At 26.4% G+C, this 21,133-nt stretch carries 19 protein-coding genes; 15 read left to right on the top strand and 4 right to left on the bottom strand.

Going from position 1 to position 21,133, the window contains the following annotated elements; translation table 11 throughout:
* The first annotated feature begins 9 nt into the window (after positions 1-9).
* The 12 genes from ARA56_RS07475 (at position 10) to ARA56_RS07420 (ending at position 11,558) form a co-directional block, all read left to right on the top strand.
* Positions 10-1,437, top strand: a complete 1,428-nt coding sequence (locus ARA56_RS07475) for a lipopolysaccharide biosynthesis protein (protein WP_055265320.1) — start codon at positions 10-12, stop codon at positions 1,435-1,437.
* A gap of 12 nt (positions 1,438-1,449) precedes the next feature.
* The gene (locus ARA56_RS07470) at positions 1,450-2,355 is read left to right on the top strand and encodes a glycosyltransferase (RefSeq protein WP_055265318.1); all 906 of its coding nucleotides are present in this window, start codon (positions 1,450-1,452) and stop codon (positions 2,353-2,355) included.
* Between the two features lie 114 nt (positions 2,356-2,469).
* On the top strand, positions 2,470-3,567 hold the full coding sequence (locus tag ARA56_RS07465) for a glycosyltransferase family 4 protein (RefSeq protein ID WP_055265316.1): 1,098 nt from the start codon (positions 2,470-2,472) through the stop codon (positions 3,565-3,567).
* Between the two features lie 43 nt (positions 3,568-3,610).
* A complete protein-coding gene (locus ARA56_RS07460) occupies positions 3,611-4,645 on the top strand; it encodes a mannose-1-phosphate guanylyltransferase (protein WP_055265314.1) in 1,035 nt (344 codons plus the stop codon).
* A gap of 31 nt (positions 4,646-4,676) precedes the next feature.
* Entirely contained in the window at positions 4,677-5,567 is an 891-nt protein-coding gene (locus ARA56_RS07455; protein WP_055265312.1) for a glycosyltransferase family 2 protein, read from the top strand.
* 106 nt (positions 5,568-5,673) lie between these two features.
* Complete coding sequence (locus ARA56_RS07450) at positions 5,674-6,483, top strand: glycosyltransferase family 2 protein (protein ID WP_055265310.1); 810 nt, start codon at positions 5,674-5,676, stop codon at positions 6,481-6,483.
* A gap of 31 nt (positions 6,484-6,514) precedes the next feature.
* Positions 6,515-7,153 carry a sugar transferase gene (locus ARA56_RS07445; RefSeq protein WP_055265308.1) on the top strand — a complete coding sequence of 213 codons (639 nt, stop codon included), beginning with the start codon at positions 6,515-6,517 and terminating at the stop codon, positions 7,151-7,153.
* 35 nt (positions 7,154-7,188) lie between these two features.
* Positions 7,189-8,055: a glucose-1-phosphate thymidylyltransferase RfbA gene (rfbA, locus tag ARA56_RS07440; protein ID WP_055265306.1), complete on the top strand. Its 867-nt coding sequence runs from the start codon at positions 7,189-7,191 to the stop codon at positions 8,053-8,055.
* 3 nt (positions 8,056-8,058) lie between these two features.
* Entirely contained in the window at positions 8,059-8,637 is a 579-nt protein-coding gene (rfbC, locus tag ARA56_RS07435) for a dTDP-4-dehydrorhamnose 3,5-epimerase (RefSeq protein ID WP_055265304.1), read from the top strand.
* 6 nt (positions 8,638-8,643) lie between these two features.
* Positions 8,644-9,525: a dTDP-4-dehydrorhamnose reductase gene (gene rfbD, locus ARA56_RS07430; protein ID WP_055265302.1), complete on the top strand. Its 882-nt coding sequence runs from the start codon at positions 8,644-8,646 to the stop codon at positions 9,523-9,525.
* Positions 9,526-9,551: 26 nt separating this feature from the next.
* Entirely contained in the window at positions 9,552-10,604 is a 1,053-nt protein-coding gene (gene rfbB, locus ARA56_RS07425) for a dTDP-glucose 4,6-dehydratase (RefSeq protein WP_055265300.1), read from the top strand.
* Positions 10,605-10,682: 78 nt separating this feature from the next.
* A complete protein-coding gene (locus tag ARA56_RS07420) occupies positions 10,683-11,558 on the top strand; it encodes a glycosyltransferase (protein WP_055265298.1) in 876 nt (291 codons plus the stop codon).
* Positions 11,559-11,579: 21 nt separating this feature from the next.
* Here ARA56_RS07420 and ARA56_RS07415 read toward each other — a convergent pair whose 3' ends face one another.
* From ARA56_RS07415 to ARA56_RS07395, 4 genes are all read right to left on the bottom strand, one after another.
* Complete coding sequence (locus ARA56_RS07415) at positions 11,580-13,049, bottom strand: O-antigen ligase family protein (protein WP_055265296.1); 1,470 nt, start codon at positions 13,047-13,049, stop codon at positions 11,580-11,582.
* A gap of 1,337 nt (positions 13,050-14,386) precedes the next feature.
* The gene (trpS, locus tag ARA56_RS07405; protein WP_055265292.1) at positions 14,387-15,394 is read right to left on the bottom strand and encodes a tryptophan--tRNA ligase; all 1,008 of its coding nucleotides are present in this window, start codon (positions 15,392-15,394) and stop codon (positions 14,387-14,389) included.
* A 266-nt stretch (positions 15,395-15,660) separates the two neighbouring features.
* A complete protein-coding gene (locus ARA56_RS07400) occupies positions 15,661-15,825 on the bottom strand; it encodes a zinc-ribbon domain-containing protein (RefSeq protein WP_055265290.1) in 165 nt (54 codons plus the stop codon).
* 188 nt (positions 15,826-16,013) lie between these two features.
* Positions 16,014-17,093: an endospore germination permease gene (locus tag ARA56_RS07395; RefSeq protein WP_055265288.1), complete on the bottom strand. Its 1,080-nt coding sequence runs from the start codon at positions 17,091-17,093 to the stop codon at positions 16,014-16,016.
* 103 nt (positions 17,094-17,196) lie between these two features.
* Between ARA56_RS07395 and ARA56_RS07390 the strand changes: the two genes are divergently transcribed.
* The 3 genes from ARA56_RS07390 to ARA56_RS07380 all read left to right on the top strand — a co-directional run bounded on the left by ARA56_RS07390 (position 17,197) and on the right by ARA56_RS07380 (position 21,065).
* Positions 17,197-18,609: a spore germination protein gene (locus ARA56_RS07390; protein WP_055265286.1), complete on the top strand. Its 1,413-nt coding sequence runs from the start codon at positions 17,197-17,199 to the stop codon at positions 18,607-18,609.
* Positions 18,602-19,723, top strand: a complete 1,122-nt coding sequence (locus ARA56_RS07385; protein ID WP_148315751.1) for a Ger(x)C family spore germination protein — start codon at positions 18,602-18,604, stop codon at positions 19,721-19,723. The genes ARA56_RS07390 and ARA56_RS07385 overlap by 8 nt, the downstream gene beginning before the upstream one ends.
* 193 nt (positions 19,724-19,916) lie before the next feature.
* Positions 19,917-21,065: an AlbA family DNA-binding domain-containing protein gene (locus tag ARA56_RS07380; protein WP_055265284.1), complete on the top strand. Its 1,149-nt coding sequence runs from the start codon at positions 19,917-19,919 to the stop codon at positions 21,063-21,065.
* The last annotated feature ends 68 nt before the right edge of the window (positions 21,066-21,133 follow it).

Here is a 21,133-nt window from a genome sequence, read left to right as displayed (position 1 = left end):
GGAGAGCTTATGTCAGATATTAGTATAAAAAAAGCTGCAGTAATAAACTTTATATCTAGATATTCTAATATATTTGTTCAGTTAATTATAAATTCAATTTTAGCAAGGTTATTAACTCCGGATGATTATGGGGTAGTAGCTGTAATAAATGTATTTATAAGTTTCTTTACAATTATTGCAGATATGGGGATAGGTCCTGCAATTATACAAAATAAGGATTTAAATAAAAAGCAAATTTCAGATATATTCATTTTTACAATATTCACTGGAATTGTTATTGCTGTTGGATTTGCATTGTTTTCTTATCCTATATCAATTTTTTATAATAACACTGTTTATATATCATTAGGAAGAATCTTAGCAATTGGTATATTTTTCAATATATTAAATATAGTACCAAATGCTTTATTGCTAAAAAATAAGCAGTTTAAGTCATTAGGGATTAGAACTGTAATAATAACAGTTGTTGGAGGCATTATTACAATAGTAATAGCATTAGGTGGAGCAAAATACTATGCATTGGTTATTAACTCTATATTAGTTGCAGTATTAACTTTTATTTTTAATATTTATTATTCAAACATGAAAATATATTATTCATTTTCTATTGATAGTATAAAAGTTATAAAAGATTTCTCTTCATATCAATTTGGATTTAATTTTATAAATTATTTTTCAAGAAATACAGATAATTTGTTAATAGGAAAAGTTTTGGGAGAAGTACCGTTAGGATATTACGATAAAGCGTATAAATTAATGTTATATCCTGTTCAAAACTTAACACATGTTATTACTCCTGTTTTACATCCAATTTTATCAGATTATCAATCAGATAGAGATTATATATATGAAACATATATGAAAATAGTAAAAATATTATCTTTAGTTGGAATTTTCTTTACAGTATTTTGTTTTTTTGCTTCAAATGAAATAATACTTATAATGTTTGGGAAACAATGGAGTAATTCTATAATTGCATTTAAGATATTAAGTTTATCTATATGGCCTCAAATGGTTACTTCGAGTACTGGGGTAATATTTCAATCACTTAACGCTACAAAGCAGTTATTTGTTACAGGATTAATTACTACAGCTGTAAATGTTATGTTAATCGTCACAGGATTATGCATGGGAAAAATAGAATATGTTGCTATGGGAGTAGTAATATCCTATATTTTAAGCTTTTTAATAAGCTACTTCATATTGATAAAGAAGGTTTTTAATAAGTCATTATTTAAATATATATTAAGTTTTAGAAATGATATAATAGTTTTACTTATAGTTGCTTTAGGGTTAGCTATTACAAATATAAAAATTAATAATATTTTAATATCAGTTATATATAAATTTGTAGTGAGCTGTATTTTTTATATTATAGCACTATTTATTACAAAGGAATATAAGAGTTTAATTTATATAATAAAAAGAGAAAAATAAGAGGTGTAGTCTATGGAAAAAGTTGCAATAGTAATATTGAATTATTTAAATTATAAAGATACAATTGAATGTGTTGAAAGTTTAAATAATGATAAGTATTGTGATAAAGAAGTAGTAATTGTAGATAATGGATCTAACAATGATTCATGGACAGTTTTAGAAGCTAAATACTGTAATAGTAGAGTACACTTATTAAAAAGTGATAAGAACTTGGGATTTGCGAAAGGAAATAATATTGGTATAAATTATGCTGTAAATAAATTGAATTGTAAATTTGTATTACTAGTAAATAATGATACAATTTTTAATGATTCTAATCTAATTACAGAGTTAATGAATGCTTATGAAGAAGGGGTTGCTGTAATAGGACCTAGAATTATAGCAGCAAATGGAGTAGAGCAAAATCCGGTTCCAGCTGAAGTGAGCAAAGCAAGAATTGAGGAAGAATTTGCTATATATAAAAGTTTAAAATATAGATTTTATAATGGTGATTTATATATAAAGTTAAATGAGAATGAATATTTTAAAAAAATGAAGATAATGATAAAGAAATATTTATTAAGAAGAGGAAATATAGATAAAAAAGGTGAAATAAGTAATAATAAAAAGTCTCAAGATTTGGTATTACATGGAGCATGTATGCTTCTAACTAAGGATTATTTCAATTATTATTCAGGATTATTTCCAAATACATTTCTATATTATGAGGAAAATATATTAACTTTACTCACAAAAAAAGTTGGATTATATAAGAAATTTATAAATTCGGTAAATATTTATCATAAAGAGGACCAATCTTCTAAAATGAGTTTTAATAATTTAAGCAAAGTGAAAAAGAAGTATTTATTTGATAGTATGAAGTTATGTAAGGAGTTGTTTGATTTAAGTTATGATCAAATAATAAACAAATTTTTTTAAAAATTAGATTATAAAAGCCTACAATGACTATCACAATTAAGTTTATATGTTATCTAAGAACTTTTAATTAAATGTAGATTAATGAAAAGAGTAGTAAGATAGGATGGTATTAATATGCAAAACTTATATATTAATGGAACTATGTTAGATGAAAGACCTACAGGATTAGGGGTATATATTAAAAACATAGTATTAGAACTTAAGAAAAAAAATATTAAATTTAAGTTGTTTTGTCCAATAGAGATAGAAGGAGTAGAAGTAATTAAAACGACTGAAAAGGTTAAAACAAGTTACAAGAAAAAAGGTGGATTATATAGATTTCTATGGACACAATTTTTAATGCCATTTAAAGTGAATAAAAATGATATAGTATACCACCCGTTTCAATATTTATCTTTGCTAACAAGAGCAAAACAAATAATAACAATACATGATTTTATTCCTTTATATTATCCTAATGTTGCTAAGCATCAATATTATTATTATAAGTTTATTATGCCACTTTTGTTAAAAAAGGCTGATAAAATTATATGTATATCAGAAAATACAAAGAATGATATTATTAAGTTTTATAATATTGATAATAATAAAATTATAAGAATATATAACGGATATGACGAAGAGTTATTTAATACTAAAAACATAGATGAAAATATATTAGAGAAATATAATTTAGATAAAGAGTATTTTATATCAGTGGGGGCTGGATATAGCCATAAAAATATAGAAACAGCTTTATTAGCGTTTAAGAATATATTAAAAGATAATAACTGTGATTACGTGATTGTTGGAAAAGAATCAGAATATATAAAAAAATTAAAAGAAAAAGTTGAAGAATTAGGGATTCATAATAATGTTAAATTTGTGGGATATGTAGCAGATAAAGATTTGCCAACATTATACAATAAAGCGATAGCATTTATTTACCCTACGTTATATGAGGGATTTGGATTACCTATACTTGAAGCTATGGCTTGTGAAACATTGGTATTAACTTCTGATAATTCATCGTTACCTGAAGTTTATGGTAAATCAGCTATTGATTTTAATGCATTAGACGTAGAGGGAATAGAAAAGGCTATGAGAATATCTATCAATAGAAGAGATATTAGAGAAGAATATATAGTCTTATCTAAAAAACAGTTAGAAAAATTTAATTGGGAAAAAACAGCAGGTGATATTATTAAAGTATTTAATGAATTAAAAAAATAAAATTTAAATAATTTAAAAATGTTTATGAACAAGGAGTAGTAAGATGTTATGTGCTTTAATTATGGCTGGAGGAAAAGGGACTAGGTTCTGGCCCTTATCAACTGAAGAAAAACCTAAACAATTTTTAAATTTAGTTGGTGAAAGAACAATGATACAAATGACGGTTGATAGAATAATACCAATAATCCCAATAGAAAGAATATTTGTTTGCACAGGAGATAAGTATACTGATTATATTAAAGAACAATTACCTAATTTACCAGATAGAAATATCATTATTGAACCAGAAGGTAGAAATACAGCACCATGTATAGCAGTATCATCAATAATAATAGAAAGGTATTATAATGATTCTTCTATACTTGTATTACCAGCGGATCATTTAATAGAGAAAGAGGAAGAATTTAGAGAAATAATTCTTAAAGCCAATAAATTTATTGAGAATAATCATGAAAGTATTGTGACTTTAGGAATTAAGCCGACACGTGCAGAAACAGGCTACGGTTATATTAAATTTCAAAATGATGATAAAAGCGAAATATTAAAGGTTGATAAATTTGTTGAGAAGCCTAATAAACAACTTGCAACTGAATATCTAAAAGAAGGAGTATATTTATGGAATAGTGGTATGTTTCTATGGAAAAGTAAACATATAATTGAAGAAATCAAGAAGTATATTCCTAACACTTATGAGGCATTAAGTGCTTTATCATATATAGAGAAAAGTAAGATTAGAGAATATATTAATAATAATTATAGAAAAACTGACAATATATCTATAGATTATGCAGTATTAGAAAAAGCTAAAAATATATATGTTATTCCATCTGATATTTGTTGGGATGATATAGGAACTTGGGAAGCTGTTGAAAGGTATAAAGAAAAGGATGTAGATAACAACATAATTTCTAATAATGTTAGGATTATAGAGTCAAAATCTAATATGATAGTTAATAATCAGAAGAAAATAATATTAATAGGAATAGAGGATATAATGGCATTAGAAACAGAAGATGAGATATTTATTGTTAATAAGAAATACATGGATAATTTAAGAGACTTTCAAAATCATATTTAAGAATAGAATAGTTCCTAGGAAAGGATAAAATATGAATGATAAATTAGTTTGTTGTATTATTGTTACATATAACATAGGAAATAAATTTAATAAATGTTATGATTCTATAAAACAACAAGTTAGTAAAGTTATAATTGTAGATAATGGCTCCAATTTAGAAACGGTTAATATTCTTAATAAACTAATTAAGGACAAATATACTGATGTAATATTTAATGAAGAAAATCTCGGGATAGCTAAAGCTTTAAATCAAGGAATAGAAAGAGCTATAAATGAAGAATTTAAATGGATAATAACTATGGATAATGATAGCGTTGCTACTGATAATATGGTAAATACCATGTTGCAAGCTTACGAAAGTATTCCTGATAAGGATAAAGTTGTTAGTTTATTTCCTAAGTATATTGATTTAGGAATAAATGAGGAAGAAAATTATAATAATCAGAACGCAAATGAAAATGTAGAGTTTTTGAATGCTGAAATCACATCTGGAAATTTAATAAAGGCAGATATTTTTAATAAAGTAGGATTATTTGAAGAAAAATTATTTATAGATATGGTAGATTATGAATTTTGTTTTAGAATTTCTAAGCTCGGATATAAATTGGTAAGAGTAAACAATGCAGTTTTACAACATAACTTAGGAAATATGAAAGTGAAAAGGATTCTTGGGAAAAATATATATTATACAAATCATAATTATATAAGGCGATATTATATTACAAGAAATAGATTTTATACATGGAATAAGTTTGATGATTGTAATTTTGAAGAGTTATATAGAGATAAAAAGTTTTTTTTGAAAGATATTATAAAAATAATATTATTAGAAGAAGAAAAGAATAAGAAAATTAAAATGATTATACGCGGATATATAGATTTTAAGAAAGATAAGTATGGTAAATTCGATGGTAATATCTAATCTCAAAATTAAAAAAAGTTAATAAGTATATTTCATAGAAATATTATTTTAAAAGTGATATAATCGTATAAATATATATGTTAATCTTATAGAATGGAGAAAAAATATGAAGAATAATGATTACATATCTATAATTATAGTTAATTATATTAACTATTCTCTTACTATAAAGTGTATAGAATCTATTTTAGAGAAAAATATATTAAATAAGTACGAAATAATAGTAATTGATAATAATTCACCAAATTTAAGCTATGAAGAATTAACATTTAAGTATAAAAATGTTAATAAAGTCAAAGTTATTAAAAATGAAAGGAATTCGGGATTTGGTAATGCAAATAATCTAGGTGTAAAAGAGAGTAATGGAAATATAATATTAATATTAAATCCAGATATAATAGTTTTAGATAATGCTATAGATGAAATGATTAATATGTTAAAATCAAATGAAAGAATAGGTATTGTATCAGGAAAACTTTTAAATGAAGATGGGTCATTACAATACTCTTGTAGAAGAGTATTATCTTTTTCAAAGTTTTTACAATCTAGAACCCCACTCTCAAAATTTATAGATAATAACAAAAAAGAACTAATAACCTCAGAGTATTTAATGAAAGATATGAATCATGATAACATTACTGAAGTAGAATGGGTAATGGGAGCTTGTATGATGATATATAAGGATTTATTTTTGGATTTAGGTGGATTTAGTAAAGAATACTTTATGTATTTTGAAGATGTTGATTTATGCTGTAAAGTAAGGGCTGTTAAGAAAAAAGTTATTTATTTACCAAATGCTAAAATGATTCATTTACACAGGCAAGAAAGTACAAAAAAAATAAATAAAATGACTTTAATTCATTTACTAAGTATGATTAAATTCTATTTTAAATATTATACTGGAAAGTTTAGATAATACATAAAAATGCGTGAAGAGGAAGATAAGTATGATTAATTCAATGAAGCGAGGAGTAAGTTATCAATGGCTATATTTGTTTTTTAAAAGAGTTATCGATATAATAGCAGCTGTAATAGGACTAATAGTGTTAAGTCCTATTTTATTAATAGTAGCTATATTAATAAAGATAGATTCAAAAGGTCCAATACTTTTTAAGCAACAGAGAGTTGGTAAAGATGGAAATGAATTTGGAATGTACAAATTTAGATCTATGGTAATAAATGCAGAAGAATTAAAAGATTCACTTGAAGATAAAAATGAAATGTCAGGACCAATGTTTAAAATGAAAAATGATCCTAGAATTACGAGGGTAGGAAAATTTATAAGAAAAACTAGTATTGATGAACTACCACAATTGATAAATGTAATTAAGGGTGAGATGAGTTTAGTAGGGCCTAGACCAAGTTTACCAAAAGAAGTTGCTCAATTTAAACCATGGATGAAAGAGCGATTAACTGTTAAGCCAGGATTAACATGCTATTGGCAGGTTTCTGGAAGGAATAATATACCGTTCGAAGAGTGGATGAAAATGGATATTAAATATATAAAAGAAAGAAGTTTATGGGTAGATATAAAATTGATATTTAGAACTTTTTTTGTGTTGTTTGGTGATAAAGATGCAAGTTAAAGATTATATAATAAAATTAAAAGGAGTTTGTTAAAATGAAAGGTATAGTATTAGCAGGGGGATCAGGAACAAGACTTTATCCTGTAACAAAAGCAATGTCGAAGCAAATGGTACCTATATATGATAAACCAATGATATATTATCCGATGTCAGTACTAATGTTAGCTGGAATAAAGGATATATTAATAATATCAACACCAAGAGATATTGTTAATTTTAAAGAATTATTTAAAGATGGTTCTGAATTTGGATTAAATATAGAATATGCTATTCAAGAAGCACCAAATGGTTTAGCAGAAGCATTTATAATTGGTGAAGAATTTATAGGTGATGATAGTGTAGCGATGATTCTAGGAGATAATATATTCTATGGGCAAAGTTTTAGTGCGTCTTTAAAAGAAGCTGCAGCATTAGAAAAAGGGGCTCAAGTGTTTGGATATTACGTTCAAGATCCAAGAGCTTTTGGAGTTGTAGGTTTTGATGAAGAAGGTAAGGTTACATCTTTAGAAGAGAAACCAGAGCATCCTAAGTCTAAATATGCTGTACCAGGACTTTATTTCTATGATAATTCAGTTGTTGAAAAAGCTAAGGCCTTAAGACCATCTCCAAGAGGAGAACTTGAAATAACAGATCTAAATAAAGTTTATATGGAAGAAGGAACATTAACAGTAAATTTATTAGGTAGAGGAATGGCATGGCTTGATACAGGAACTCATGAATCTATGCTAAAAGCATCAAATTTTGTCGAAGCTGTTCAAACTACACAGGGAATGTATATCGCATGCTTAGAAGAAATAGCTTATAGAAAAGGCTGGATATCTAGAGATCAGGTTATAGAGCTAGCGAAACCATTAATGAAAACAGGTTATGGAAAGTATTTAATGACAATTATTGAGGAGTAAAATATGAGAGAAGTAGGAAATTTTAAATTTATAGAAACAAAGATACCTGATTTATATATTATAGAACCTAAATCTTTTGGAGATTCTAGAGGATATTTTATGGAAAGTTATAATAAAAAGCACTTTGATGAAGCAGGATTAACTATGACTTTCGTTCAAGATAATGAATCAAGATCAAAAAAAGGTGTATTAAGAGGATTACATTTCCAAACTGAGCATACTCAAGGAAAACTAGTTAGATGTACTGAAGGTGAAGTATGGGATGTAGCTGTTGATTTAAGAAAAGGATCACCTACATACGGTGAGTGGGAAGGTATTTACCTAAGCGCTGAAAATAAGAGACAATTTTATGTTCCTGAAGGTTTTGCTCATGGTTTTGTAGTATTATCTGAAATTGCTACATTTAATTATAAATGTACAGATTTTTATTCACCAGAACATGATGGTGGACTTTTATGGAATGATGAAGATATAAAAATAGAATGGCCGATAGATGGATTAGAAGAGATATTATTATCAGAAAAAGATAAAAAACAAAAGAGATTTAAAGAATTAGATTTACCTTTTGTGTATGAGGGGTAGGTAAATATGAAGATATTAATTACAGGATCAAATGGACAATTAGGAAATGAACTTCAGAAAATTATATCAACTGGAAGAGCAGAAATTGGAGAAATATCAAATGAAATAAAAACGTCTGAAGTATTTGCTTTAGATGTAGATAGATTAGATATAACTAGCTTACAACAAGTAAGAACAGTTTTATTGGAAATTAAGCCGGATGTAGTTATTAATTGTGCAGCAGCAACAAATGTTGATGGATGCGAAACAAATCAAGATTTAGCATTTAGAATTAATGCGATAGGTGCTAGAAATTTAGCTATGGTTGCAGAAGAAATAGGAGCTAAACTAGTGCAAGTTTCTACTGATTATGTATTTAGCGGAATTGGAGATAAAGCATTAACTGAATTTGATTTAACTTCACCATATAGTGTTTATGGAAAAACTAAGCTTTTAGGAGAAGAATATGTTAGGGAGCTATGCTCAAAATATTATATAGTAAGAACCGCATGGCTATATGGGTATGTTGGACATAATTTTGTTTATACTATGATGAGATTAGGAAAAGAAAAAAAATCTTTAAATGTTGTAAATGATCAAAAAGGAAACCCGACAAATGCAAATGATTTAGCGTATCACATATTAAAACTTATAGAAACAGAAGAATATGGTATATATCATTGTACAGGTAAAGGTGAGTGTACTTGGTATGATTTTGCAACGGAGATAATGAAGTTATCAGGAAGAGAATGTATTGTAAATCCATGTACATCAGAGGAATATAAAACTCTCGCAAAGAGACCTGAGTATTCATCACTTGACAATATGATGCTTAGATGCACTATAGGTGATGAGATGAGAGAATGGAAAGAAGCTTTAAAATCATTTATAGATAATATAGAAAATTAGAATTTATCGCTAAAGGAGATTTAAAAATGAAGACTTATTTAGTAACTGGTGGAGCTGGATTTATAGGTTCAAACTTTGTTTTATATATGTTAAAAAAATATAAAGATATAAAAATAGTTAATTTAGACAAACTAACTTATGCAGGAAATTTAGAAAATCTTAAATCAATTGAAAATGATGAAAGACATATATTTGTTCAAGGGGATATATGTGATAAAGAATTAGTGACGTCATTATTTGAAAGATATGAAATAGATTATGTAGTTAACTTTGCTGCCGAATCACACGTTGATAGAAGTATAAGAGAACCAGAAGTATTTGCTAAGACAAATGTTATGGGAACAGTAAATATGCTAAATTGTGCAAAGAATGCATGGGAAAATGTAGATGGAACATGGAAAGAGGGGGTTAAATTCTTACATGTATCAACTGATGAAGTATATGGTTCACTTGAAGAAACAGGATACTTTATGGAAACAACCCCACTTGATCCTCATAGTCCATATTCATCAAGCAAGGCTGGTTCAGACTTAATGGTTAAGGCATATCATGATACATACAAGATGCCAATGAATATTACAAGATGTTCAAATAACTATGGACCATTCCAATTCCCAGAAAAACTTATACCATTATTAATAAATAATTGTTTGCAACATAAAGATTTACCAGTATACGGTGATGGTATGAATATAAGAGATTGGTTATTTGTTGAAGATCATGCTAAGGCTATTGATATGGTTATAAACAATGGTAGAGATGGTGAAGTTTATAACGTTGGTGGACATAATGAAAGGACTAACATAACAATAGTTAAGACTGTAATTGAATATTTAAATCAGAATGTAGATAAAGATATTACAGATAGCTTAATTAAGTATGTGGAAGATAGAAAAGGCCATGATAGGAGATATGGAATAGATCCCACAAAAATAAAAGATGAGCTTGGATGGTATCCAGAAACAACATTTGAAGTAGGAATAAAGAAGACTATTAAATGGTACTTAGATAATCAAGAGTGGATGGAAAATGTTACATCTGGAGATTATCAAAAATATTATGAAAAAATGTATAAATAAAATAATAAAAGAGATAGTAAAGCTAATTTAAGCAACTATCTCTTGTTATTTATAAGTGAAGGCTGGTGTGAGATACTAATGGGATTAGGATTAGTAGTTTTAAACTATAATGACTATGAGACAACAATAAACTTTATAAATAATATTAAAAGTTATAAGAATATTGATAAAATAGTAATTGTAGATAATAATTCTAGTAATGAATCAGTTGAGAAAATCAAGAGTGTAATAGATAATAGAATAGAGTTAATAGAGTCACAAGAAAATGCAGGGTATGGATCTGGAAATAATATAGGTATAAAATATTTAGAGAAATTTGATGAAATTAAATATATAGGTATATCTAATCCAGATATTAATTTTAAAGAGTCTGATATAGATGATCTTTTAGGATTGTTTGAAAGAAATGATCGTATTTCGTTATTATCGGGTAGAATTGTTGAGAATAACAGGTTCGCGAGTGATGGTGCATGGCGCCTGCCAACATATAAGGAATGCTTATTACAGTGCATACCTTTAATAGACAAAATTATAAATAAAAATCTGTCATATGATGAATCACATTATAATGGAGAATATTCTATAGTTGATATAATAAAAGGATGCTTTTTCATAGTTAAAAAAGATGTATTTAAAGATATAAGTGGATTTGATGAAAAAACTTTTCTATACTATGAAGAAAATATTATAGGTAAAAAGATGAAAGAAAAAGGATATTTAATAGCTACTTTGAATTGTATAGATATATATCATATGCATGGAGAAACTATAAATAAATCAATTGATAAATTGAATAGGTTTCATATTTTGGGAGAGAGTAGAAGGGTATATGTAAGGGATTATTTAAATGTTAATAAGTATGGTATAGTATTATATAATAATTTTAATAGTATTGGGTTATTTATAAGAAAATTAATATATATACTTAGTGATTTAGTAAATAAAAAATGGTAAGGATTTTATCCTTACTATTTTTTATTTAATCATAAGTTTGTCGCTAGTATAAAGAATTAATATAGGTGTCATTATCCAAAATTGTCCAATTAATAGTGTATCTACAGTTAAAGAGCCGATAACTATACTAGAATAGCTTATTAACAACAACATTCCTAATATATCTTTTTTTGATTTTATTAGTTTTATTAATAATTTTAAACAAACTATAAAAACGAAACTTACATAGAGTAATAATCCAACCAATCCAGACTCAGCAAATAATCTATGGTATAAAGAATGGACAGGGGGCCAAGTACTAATGCTATTATCTAACCAAATTTTAACTTCATTTGAACGAAGAGAGTCCTCTTGAATATATGGCGAAAAGTTAAAAGCAAATTGACCTAATCCAACACCGAATATAGGATTATCAATACCTATTTTAAATGCAGCATTTTGCATTGTAGATCTTGCTATATTAGATAAGTTGTTAGAGTCAGTTACCGATGAAACAATAGATCCAACATCATATTCAGAGGATGCAATATTTTGTGAGTTCTCTGTTATTATTGGATTATCCCTATTGCTTAATGAAGTTTTTATACTTCCAAGTAGTTTTGGAAAAGTAAATAAGCATAAAGAAAATAATATTATTATTAATGTTGTAATGAATTTAATGCGTATATTTGAATAGAATAATAAAACAAGTCCGAATAATGAAACTAATTCAAATAATATCAATATAGTAGCTGTTCTAGATTTAGTAGCAATAACTATTAGTAAAATTAATAATGAGATAAATGAAAAAAATACTTTTTTAAATTTAGTTTTTTCAGTATATAAATAGCTTATGATCCAAGGAAATATAAATGCACAATACATACCAAGATAAGATGCTTCGGCAGAAACACCCCTACTCCTGCCACCATAAACGAAGCCTCTTAGAGCTGTATTTATTGTATAAGTGATTATTTCTAATATGTGTGATAAATCATATAGATTTATCATATTAAATATTTCTAATAAGGATACAAATGTTACTGGAATTAATGATAGAGAAATAAATTTTCTAATTGTATATAGAGAAACTTTTTTTGTACTTATAATTAATTCTATACAATAACTACTAGTTATAACAAAAGTAAGAGTTATTATTTGAATTAGTGACTTAGATATTCCAGAAGTACCCTTATATGAGCTAGACATAATATTATTAAAATTAACAACTGTGCTAATGCAAATCCATATATAAAATATTATTAAAATATATTTTTCTAGTGTTAATGATATATAGATTCTACGCTTTATCAGACTAATATATGCAATTATTGGAATTATAGCAAAGAATGGATAAAATGCAGCTCTTTTACCTAGACCTCCTAAAAATGTTATGTATGGTAAATCGTCAAAAGGAATTAAAAAAAGTGATGATAGAAATAAAACGATTAATAATTTAGCAATTCTAGGATTATCAATAATAGAATTACTATCTTTAGTTAAAATTTTCAAGATATTATCTCTCCTTTAATATATTTTATTGAGTATAATTTTATGTTTATTTCATTTTATTTTTCTTGGAATAAATAATATAATAAGGAAAAGTGGAATCCACATAAGTGCAATTCTATTAATTATATATCCATCTTTTGATAGAACTAATATTCCTGTAATAAAAGAAAAATAGAATGTAAATTTTAATAAATATAAAGTTTTATTATTTAAATTACTAAATAATAGCATGATTAATTTAATGATTAGCAATATTGATAAAATATTGGAGCATATATTTCCTAAAGAATATAAAATTAAATATAACTGACCCGATAGTAAAAAATTTAATAATTGAGGATCAATCGCAATATGTATAAAAGTATTTATAAAAACTTTTATTGGAGCAATTAATCCTGAGCCAAATAGAACTTGGAAATTTTCTTGCATTATGCGCATTATTGTGTAGTTAAAGTTAACTGAACTAAAAAATATTACAGATAAAAATATAATAGCTAAATAAATAATATCTTTAAAAGAAATTAATTTTGTTGTGTTTTTATAGCAGAAAATATAACTTATTAATAATATTGGAGGTAAGTAGGCCCTCAATAAAAATAAAGCTATTAAAGTTGGTATTAAAATAAATAAGTTATAGTCTTTCTTTAATATATAATAGATACAAATAATACAAAGTAGGATGATAATATTATCTCTCATTAACAGTGTATTAGTTAAGATATATCCGGGTAATAAACTATAGATAATAGTTACAACAAGTGAAATTTTTTCAGTTAAAAATATATTTGATAATTTGTATATAAATATAATTGTTATTAATAAAATAAAAAGTTTAATAAGTATTAATTCTAAAACAGAATTAAAACCTAATATTCTTAATAGAGATATTATTATTACGAATATATTATAATTTCCGAAACCAGGGTGTCCTTGAGGGTCAATATATTCATAATCCGGAAGAATTCCAGTTATCCAATCGTAGAAATTACCGCTTTTTAAGTGATTCATAAGTATTTCAGAATCCTTATAGTATCTGTATTCATCACAAAAATGATTATTTAGAACATTACCAAATAGGATTCCGTTATCATAATTAAGATAAATATTGTTATAATAGATACTTACCGAGATAATAGAATAAAGTATAATTAATATATTAATAGTAATAAATAAATTTTTATGAATATAATTCATTTTATAAATTGTATAATTAACTATAAGAAGTAATATAATGATAAAAATACAGATATATGTCATAATATCTCCTTTTATTTAAGTTATTTAAGTTAATAATTTTTAGGTATAAAATAATATAAAAGAAGAGTTTTTCTTTTATATTATTTTGGAATTAAACCAATTTTCTTTTGCATTTTTCTAAGTGTTTTATTAGCTGCAAAAGAAGCTTTTTGAGCACCACTTCTATATATTTCTTCTAAGTATTTCTTATCAGATAAAAGTTTTTTTACTCTTTCTTGAACTGGGGTTAACTCTTCTATTATTATATCCGCAACATCTCTTTTTAAATCAGCATAACCTTTTCCTTCATATGAAGAGACAACTTCTTGAGGAGATATTCCTTTGATAGCACATATGATGTTTATTAAATTCTTAACGCCAGGTTGATCATCACTATAGTTAATAATTCCTATGCTATCAGTTACTGCTCGAGAAATTTTCTTTTTAATAACTTCAGGAGAATCCATAATTAAGATATAGCAGTTTGGATTTTCTTCAGATTTAGACATTTTCTTACTTGGATCTTGTAAATCCATTATTTTAGCACCTTCTTTAGGTACGTATCCCTCTGGGATTGTAAATGTAGGGCTGTAAGTATTGTTAAATCTTGTAGCTATATCACGAGCTAATTCCAAATGTTGTATTTGGTCTTTACCAACAGGAACTAAATCAGAGTTATATAATAATATATCTGCAGCCATTAATACTGGATAATTGAAAAGCCCAGCCCCTATTGATTCTCCCATCTTTTGAGATTTATCTTTATATTGTGTCATTCTGCTTAATTCTCCCATGTAGCTGTTACAAGTTAAAAGCCATGAAGCTTCTGAATGAGCAGGTACATGTGATTGTATAAATAGAGTATTTTTTTCTGGATCTATACCAGAAGCTATGTAGATTGCTAAAACTTCAAGAGTTCTTTTTCGTAAATCAGCAGGCTTTTGTTTAACTGTTATTGCATGCAAATCTACAACACAATAATAACAATCATATTCATTTTGTAATGAAACCCAATTTTTTATAGCGCCAAGATAATTTCCAAGAGTTAAATCTCCAGATGGTTTTATTCCGCTAAATATTACTTTTTTTTGTTCTATATTACTTTCCAATGGAAGCACCTCATTTCTAATTATATGCAATAAATTATATATGTTAATTATAGGTTTAGTAAATTTTTATGTCAATAAATATAACGATTACTTTAATAGTGTGCAATAATAAAGTAATTGTTATATTTAAACAAAGTGATGCTTAGAGAGAAGCTTCATGAAATTGTTCCAACATATAATCAACAAAAAGATGCTGAAGTTGCTGCAAGTAAAGAATAGTTTTAAAAAAACCCTAACCAATTAAGGTTAGGGCTTATTTTATGCAATTATCTTCTTTCTCTGTTAGGTCTTTGAGCTTTTCTAGCTTTTCTACATTCAGGACATCTAACTGGATCATTTTCAAATCCCTTTTCTTTGTAGAATTCTTGTTCTCCAACTGTGAAAACAAATTCCTTTCCACAATCTTTACAGATAATCTTCTTATCTTCCATTTTAAAATACCTCCTAGAAATTCTTTGGGTTAATCTCCATAATTACATAATTACCTATACACCCCAAATGAATTTAAAGGGTAAAGACTACGTTATCTTATTATAAGAGAATTTCCAAATTTTTGATTACACTATCATTATAGCATAATATGGTATAAATGCAATTAAAATACATATGGTATTTTTAATTATTTTTTAGCTATTTTATGCACATTTATTTGGAAAGATAAAAATGCTATAAGTGGTACTAATACAAAGGTTACAAGGTTAATGTATTGATAATATTTTAATACATTAAATAATGTGTAATTATTTCGGGATAAAAAGCAAGCAAATATAAATATAGCTATTGAATATATAGTTATAAAAGCTTTTCTGCTTTTTATTTGCTTTTCGTAAATTAGGTAGATACCACATGTAGCAATTATGTATTTAACAAACATTCCGATTACAGTTTGAAATACAAAGAAAAATTCTCCGAATTCTAAAAATCCACCAATTTGTACAAGTTGACTTTGAACATATTCAGGGTAAAAGATATTGCTAGCTCTTAATGGACCAAAGGTAGCAAGAGTTCCAATAATAGAATATATACATATAAATCCAACAATAGCTAAGGCTATTAAACTATGTTTTTTTAATTTATTATTTTTATTTAAATATTTTAAAAATGGCAATGCAATTACAAAAGCAGAAAGAGAGCCAATTATCAATAATGAGGTATTTATAAGTTCTATTCCAATTCCATTACCAAACACAGGTAGAATATATTTCATATGTTTATATTTTTCTGTTACTAGTGAAAGGTTTATAAAATTAAGTATTAAGGAACCAGAAGTTAATATAACAAAGATTAGTAGTGTAGTAAATTTCTTTCCTATTATAAAAAATGATGGTAATAGGAAAAAAATTAATATATACCAAACTGGCGTTTCTATAAAGAAGTTTGTTTTTATAGCATTTGCTTCTACTGTTGCAGATTCAAGGGCAGCTAAAAAAAGTCCTATAGAAAATATAAATAATAGTATGTTACCTAGTGTTTTTGAAAGTCCTAAGGTGAAAATTTGAGTTAAATCATAAGTCTTTCTTGAGTCCATAATATAAATTAAGTACATAGCAAAAGCTAAAAAGACTATGTATGCTATTATTGTATAAATCCATGTATCCCTTCCCCCTTCAGCTATAAATAATGAAGAATATGTCTTAAAGGATATGAAGGTCACTCCAAATATAAAAAGTACAAAGTGTTTTGCTGATAATTTACTCATATTTAACCTCTCTTTTTCAATATATAAAGTTTACTCTATTTATTATTAGCTAAAAAATGAATATTAAACCTAGCTAGAGGAATAATATCTTTAGGTGATGAAGATGGATAAACTAAAGAAAATTAAAGACAATTTTGAAGGTTGTTTTGATGTAAAATATAGAGATATTAAAACTATATTAGGTGATGCAACTTTAATTTTTATTGATGACTTATGTAATGGAACTTGGCTAATGGAGTATACAATACTTCCATTAAGAGGTTTTGGAAAGTTAAAAGATAGTGAAATAACTACACCTCAAGATCTTTTAGATAAGGTCCTTGATATGAATATGGCTGGCTTGGCAAAGGATGTAGATGATGCAATATCGCATGTACTACAAGGAGATGCAATTTTAATATATGAAAACTTTGAAGAAATAATATATTGCGAAGCTAAGAACTTTCCTAGAAGAGGTATTGGTATACCAGAAACAGAGTCAGTATTGAAAGGTCCAAAAGAAGGATTTAATGAGCTTATTGTAGATAATGTAGCACTAATAAGGAGAAAACTTAAAAATCCTAATCTTAAATTTGAAGCTGTAGTATTAGGAGAAGAATCTAACACAGCTGTTGCGATAACATATATTAAAGGAATAGCACCAGATGAATTAGTTAACTCAATAAAAGAAAAAATAAAAAATTTAGATTTAAGATTCATTTTAGATACAAACTATATAGAAGCTAATTTAAAGAAGCAAAAATCTTTCTTTGATACTGTAGGTTATACTGAAAAGCCTGATGAAATAGCAGCAAAGCTAGTAGAAGGAAGAATTGGTATAATAGTTGATGGAACACCGTTTGTTATTACAGTACCATATTTCTTTTTAGAAAATTTTCAAATGCCTGATGATTATTATTTAAATAGGTATTATACAAATTTTAATCGTGTGTTAAGATGGATAGCGTTTTTTATAGCTGCATTTTTACCAGGATTATATGTAGCAATAATCACATATCATTTTTCAATGATACCAACGTTATTTATTTTTAGATTAGCTGTATCTAGAGCAGGGGTTCCTATACCAACATTTATAGAAGTATTAGTAATGATGTTTGCATTCCAATTTATAAAGGAAGCAGGTTTAAGGCTACCACACCCAATAGGTAGTGCAATGAGCATAGTATCTGCACTTATTTTAGGTGATGCGGCTGTAGGAGCAGGAATAGCTTCAAGGATAACTATAATTGTAATAGCTCTTAGTACTTTAAGTTATTTCTTAATCCCTAAGATACATGGAGCGTTATCTTTTTGGTCAATAGTAATATCTTTAGCTAGTGCAGCTTTTGGATTACCAGGATTTTTTGCAGGTTCATTGATATTTATAATTCAAATATGTGAATTAGATTCAGTTGGATATCCATTTTTATTCCCAATGGGAAGTACAGAGCAGTATAGTTTTAAAGATGTACTTTTTAGAGGTAGATTAGATAGGATATCAAAGAAGGTTATACTTAGGAGGGAAAAAGTTGATTAGAAAATTTAGTGCAGTAAGTCTTTTAATTATAATTGTTTTGCCTCTTTTATTAACTGGGTGTTTTAACTATAGAGATATTAATAGAGTAACCTTTAGCACAAGTATTATATTCGATGTTGACGAATTAGGAAGAACTATAATTTATTTAGATTGTATAAAACCTTATAGAAGTACTAATGACAGTTCAGACAAAGGTAAAAGAATTATTTATAAGGGTGAAGGAAAAACAGTAGTTGAAGCTTTAAGTAACATAAATATGATATCAGGATATAAGCTAAATTATAGTCAAACTAAGGCTTATATATTTACTGAGAGAGCAGCGCAAAAAGGTATAAAGAAGTTTTTAGATTTAATAAATGACAATAACGAATTTCAAATGAAGAGTAGCGCATTTGTATATTATGGGGATGTGCAAGAACTTTTAAAAATAACATCTAGTGATGAGGAGTATTTAGGGTTATTTTTAAATGAATTAGTTAAAACAGATAATAATGATGCTAAATTTATTAAATCTAATATAAACTATTATTTAAGCAATACTCTAATGGGAAGCAATACATTAATGTTATCTGCTATGAAATTAAAGAAAGATGCTATAGATGAAAAAGTAGAGATTGGTGAAGGAGCAGTATTTAAAAATAATAGGTTAGTGGAAAATATGCCAGCAGAAGATGTTGTTGCATATAATCTTTTAACTCGTAATATTAAGCAAGGAAACTTAGAAATACCTAATCCACAAAGTGATGATGGATTTATTACACTTCAAATTTTAGATAGTAATGTGAAAGATAGTCTTAAATATGAAGGAGGTAAGTTTATATTAGTTAAGGATATAGGTATTGATGTATCTGTTGCAGAAGCACAGGAACAATTTGTAGTAGATAGTGATGTGTTAAATTATATAACTAAAAATGAAGAAGCTTTTGTAAATGAATATGCAAAGTTTATTTTTAATAAATATAAGGATAAGGACTTAGATTTATTTGATATAAAAAGAATGGTAGAGGTTTACTATCCGAAGAGTGAGATAGCTAATCCGTTAAAGTATACTGATATAGAAGTTAATACAAAAGTAACTATCAAAGGTACAGGAGTTACAAGAAATAGCCTTTGATTTATTTAAGAGTTAAAAGTTAAGAATTATTGAAGAAACTGTTTAGGCAGTTTCTTTTTTTGTGTGTTAAAAGCAATACTGCTAATTTTATTCATAAATTATTAATTATTCTTTATTAAATATTAATTGAAAGTAGGGCATTTTTACAATTAAATGAATATTATATAGTATACCAATATTTTGGGGCTTAAGTATGGAAGAAAAAAAATTATTATCTATAATTGCAAAAGGTGAAGGAATAAAAGTAGATTTTAAGAGAGAACTATATTTAGATTATGAGTCTTGTAAGAAAGAGCTTGCTAAAGATGTATGTGCAATAGCAAATTCTCGAGGGGGAAGAGGATATATCATAGTTGGTGTAGAAGATAAAAGTAGAGAGATTGTTGGTGTTAAAGATTTAAATTCTTTAAATGAAGAGAAGATACAACAAATAGTATCTAGTAGATGTGAACCACCTATACCAATAATGGTAGAGATAGTAGATGTGAAAGATAAGAAGGTTGGAATAATAGTCATTTATGATGGAGGACAAAAACCTTATCAGATTAGAGAGACAGGTGCCTTTAATATACGTAGAGGGTCAACAACTGATACTATGAGAAAAGAGGAATTAGTAGCAGCATTTGAAGAAAATCTACTTTTGATAGTTGAAACATGCCCTATAATGAAAAGTACAATAGATTTTTTAAATATGGAGTTAGTAAGTAAATATTTTCAAAGTAAAGGAATATATATAAATAAAGAGAATGAAAAATATCTCTTAGAAAGTGCAGGTATTATATATTTAGATACAAGTAATAAAGTTTATAGATGTACTCTAGGGGGATTATTAGTATTTTCAGATATAAATAATATATGCATCCCACAAAACATGGTGAAAATAGTAGACAAGAGTAACGATTCTAAAGATAACGTTATCACTATAGGTGGGAATCTTTTAAACATAATCCACGAAACAGAGAAAGAATTAAGAAATATATTAAAAGTGGGTTATCCTATAGATGCTGTTATGGAAGCAGTAAAAAATGCAGTACTATATAGGGAGTATTCTATTTTCAATAAGATGATAGAAGTAATAGTAACTAAAAAATCAGTTATTATTTTAAGCCCAGGTCAAATGATTATTAAAAATAATAAAGGAAAGAATATAAAATATAACAGTAGGAATATGTGGATATATGAAAAACTAATATCTTTAGATAAAGATAATACCTTTACCAATGATGGCTTCGGTATTAAAAGAATGAAAAACGCATTTAAAGGAAGAGGGTCAGTGAAACTAATAAATTCAGTTGTTGAAAATTGTTTCAAAGTGATTTTGCCATACTATAAAGATGAATAATAAAAGATTATTTGCGAACAATAGTGTTAAGGAAAAGTTAATAAATAAACGTAATAAAAAATTTTAAT

The sequence above is a fragment of the Clostridium disporicum genome, from assembly GCF_001405015.1.
GTDB classification, from domain to species: Bacteria; Bacillota; Clostridia; order Clostridiales; family Clostridiaceae; genus Clostridium; species Clostridium disporicum_B.
This window is presented reverse-complemented; position numbering and strand designations above follow the sequence as displayed.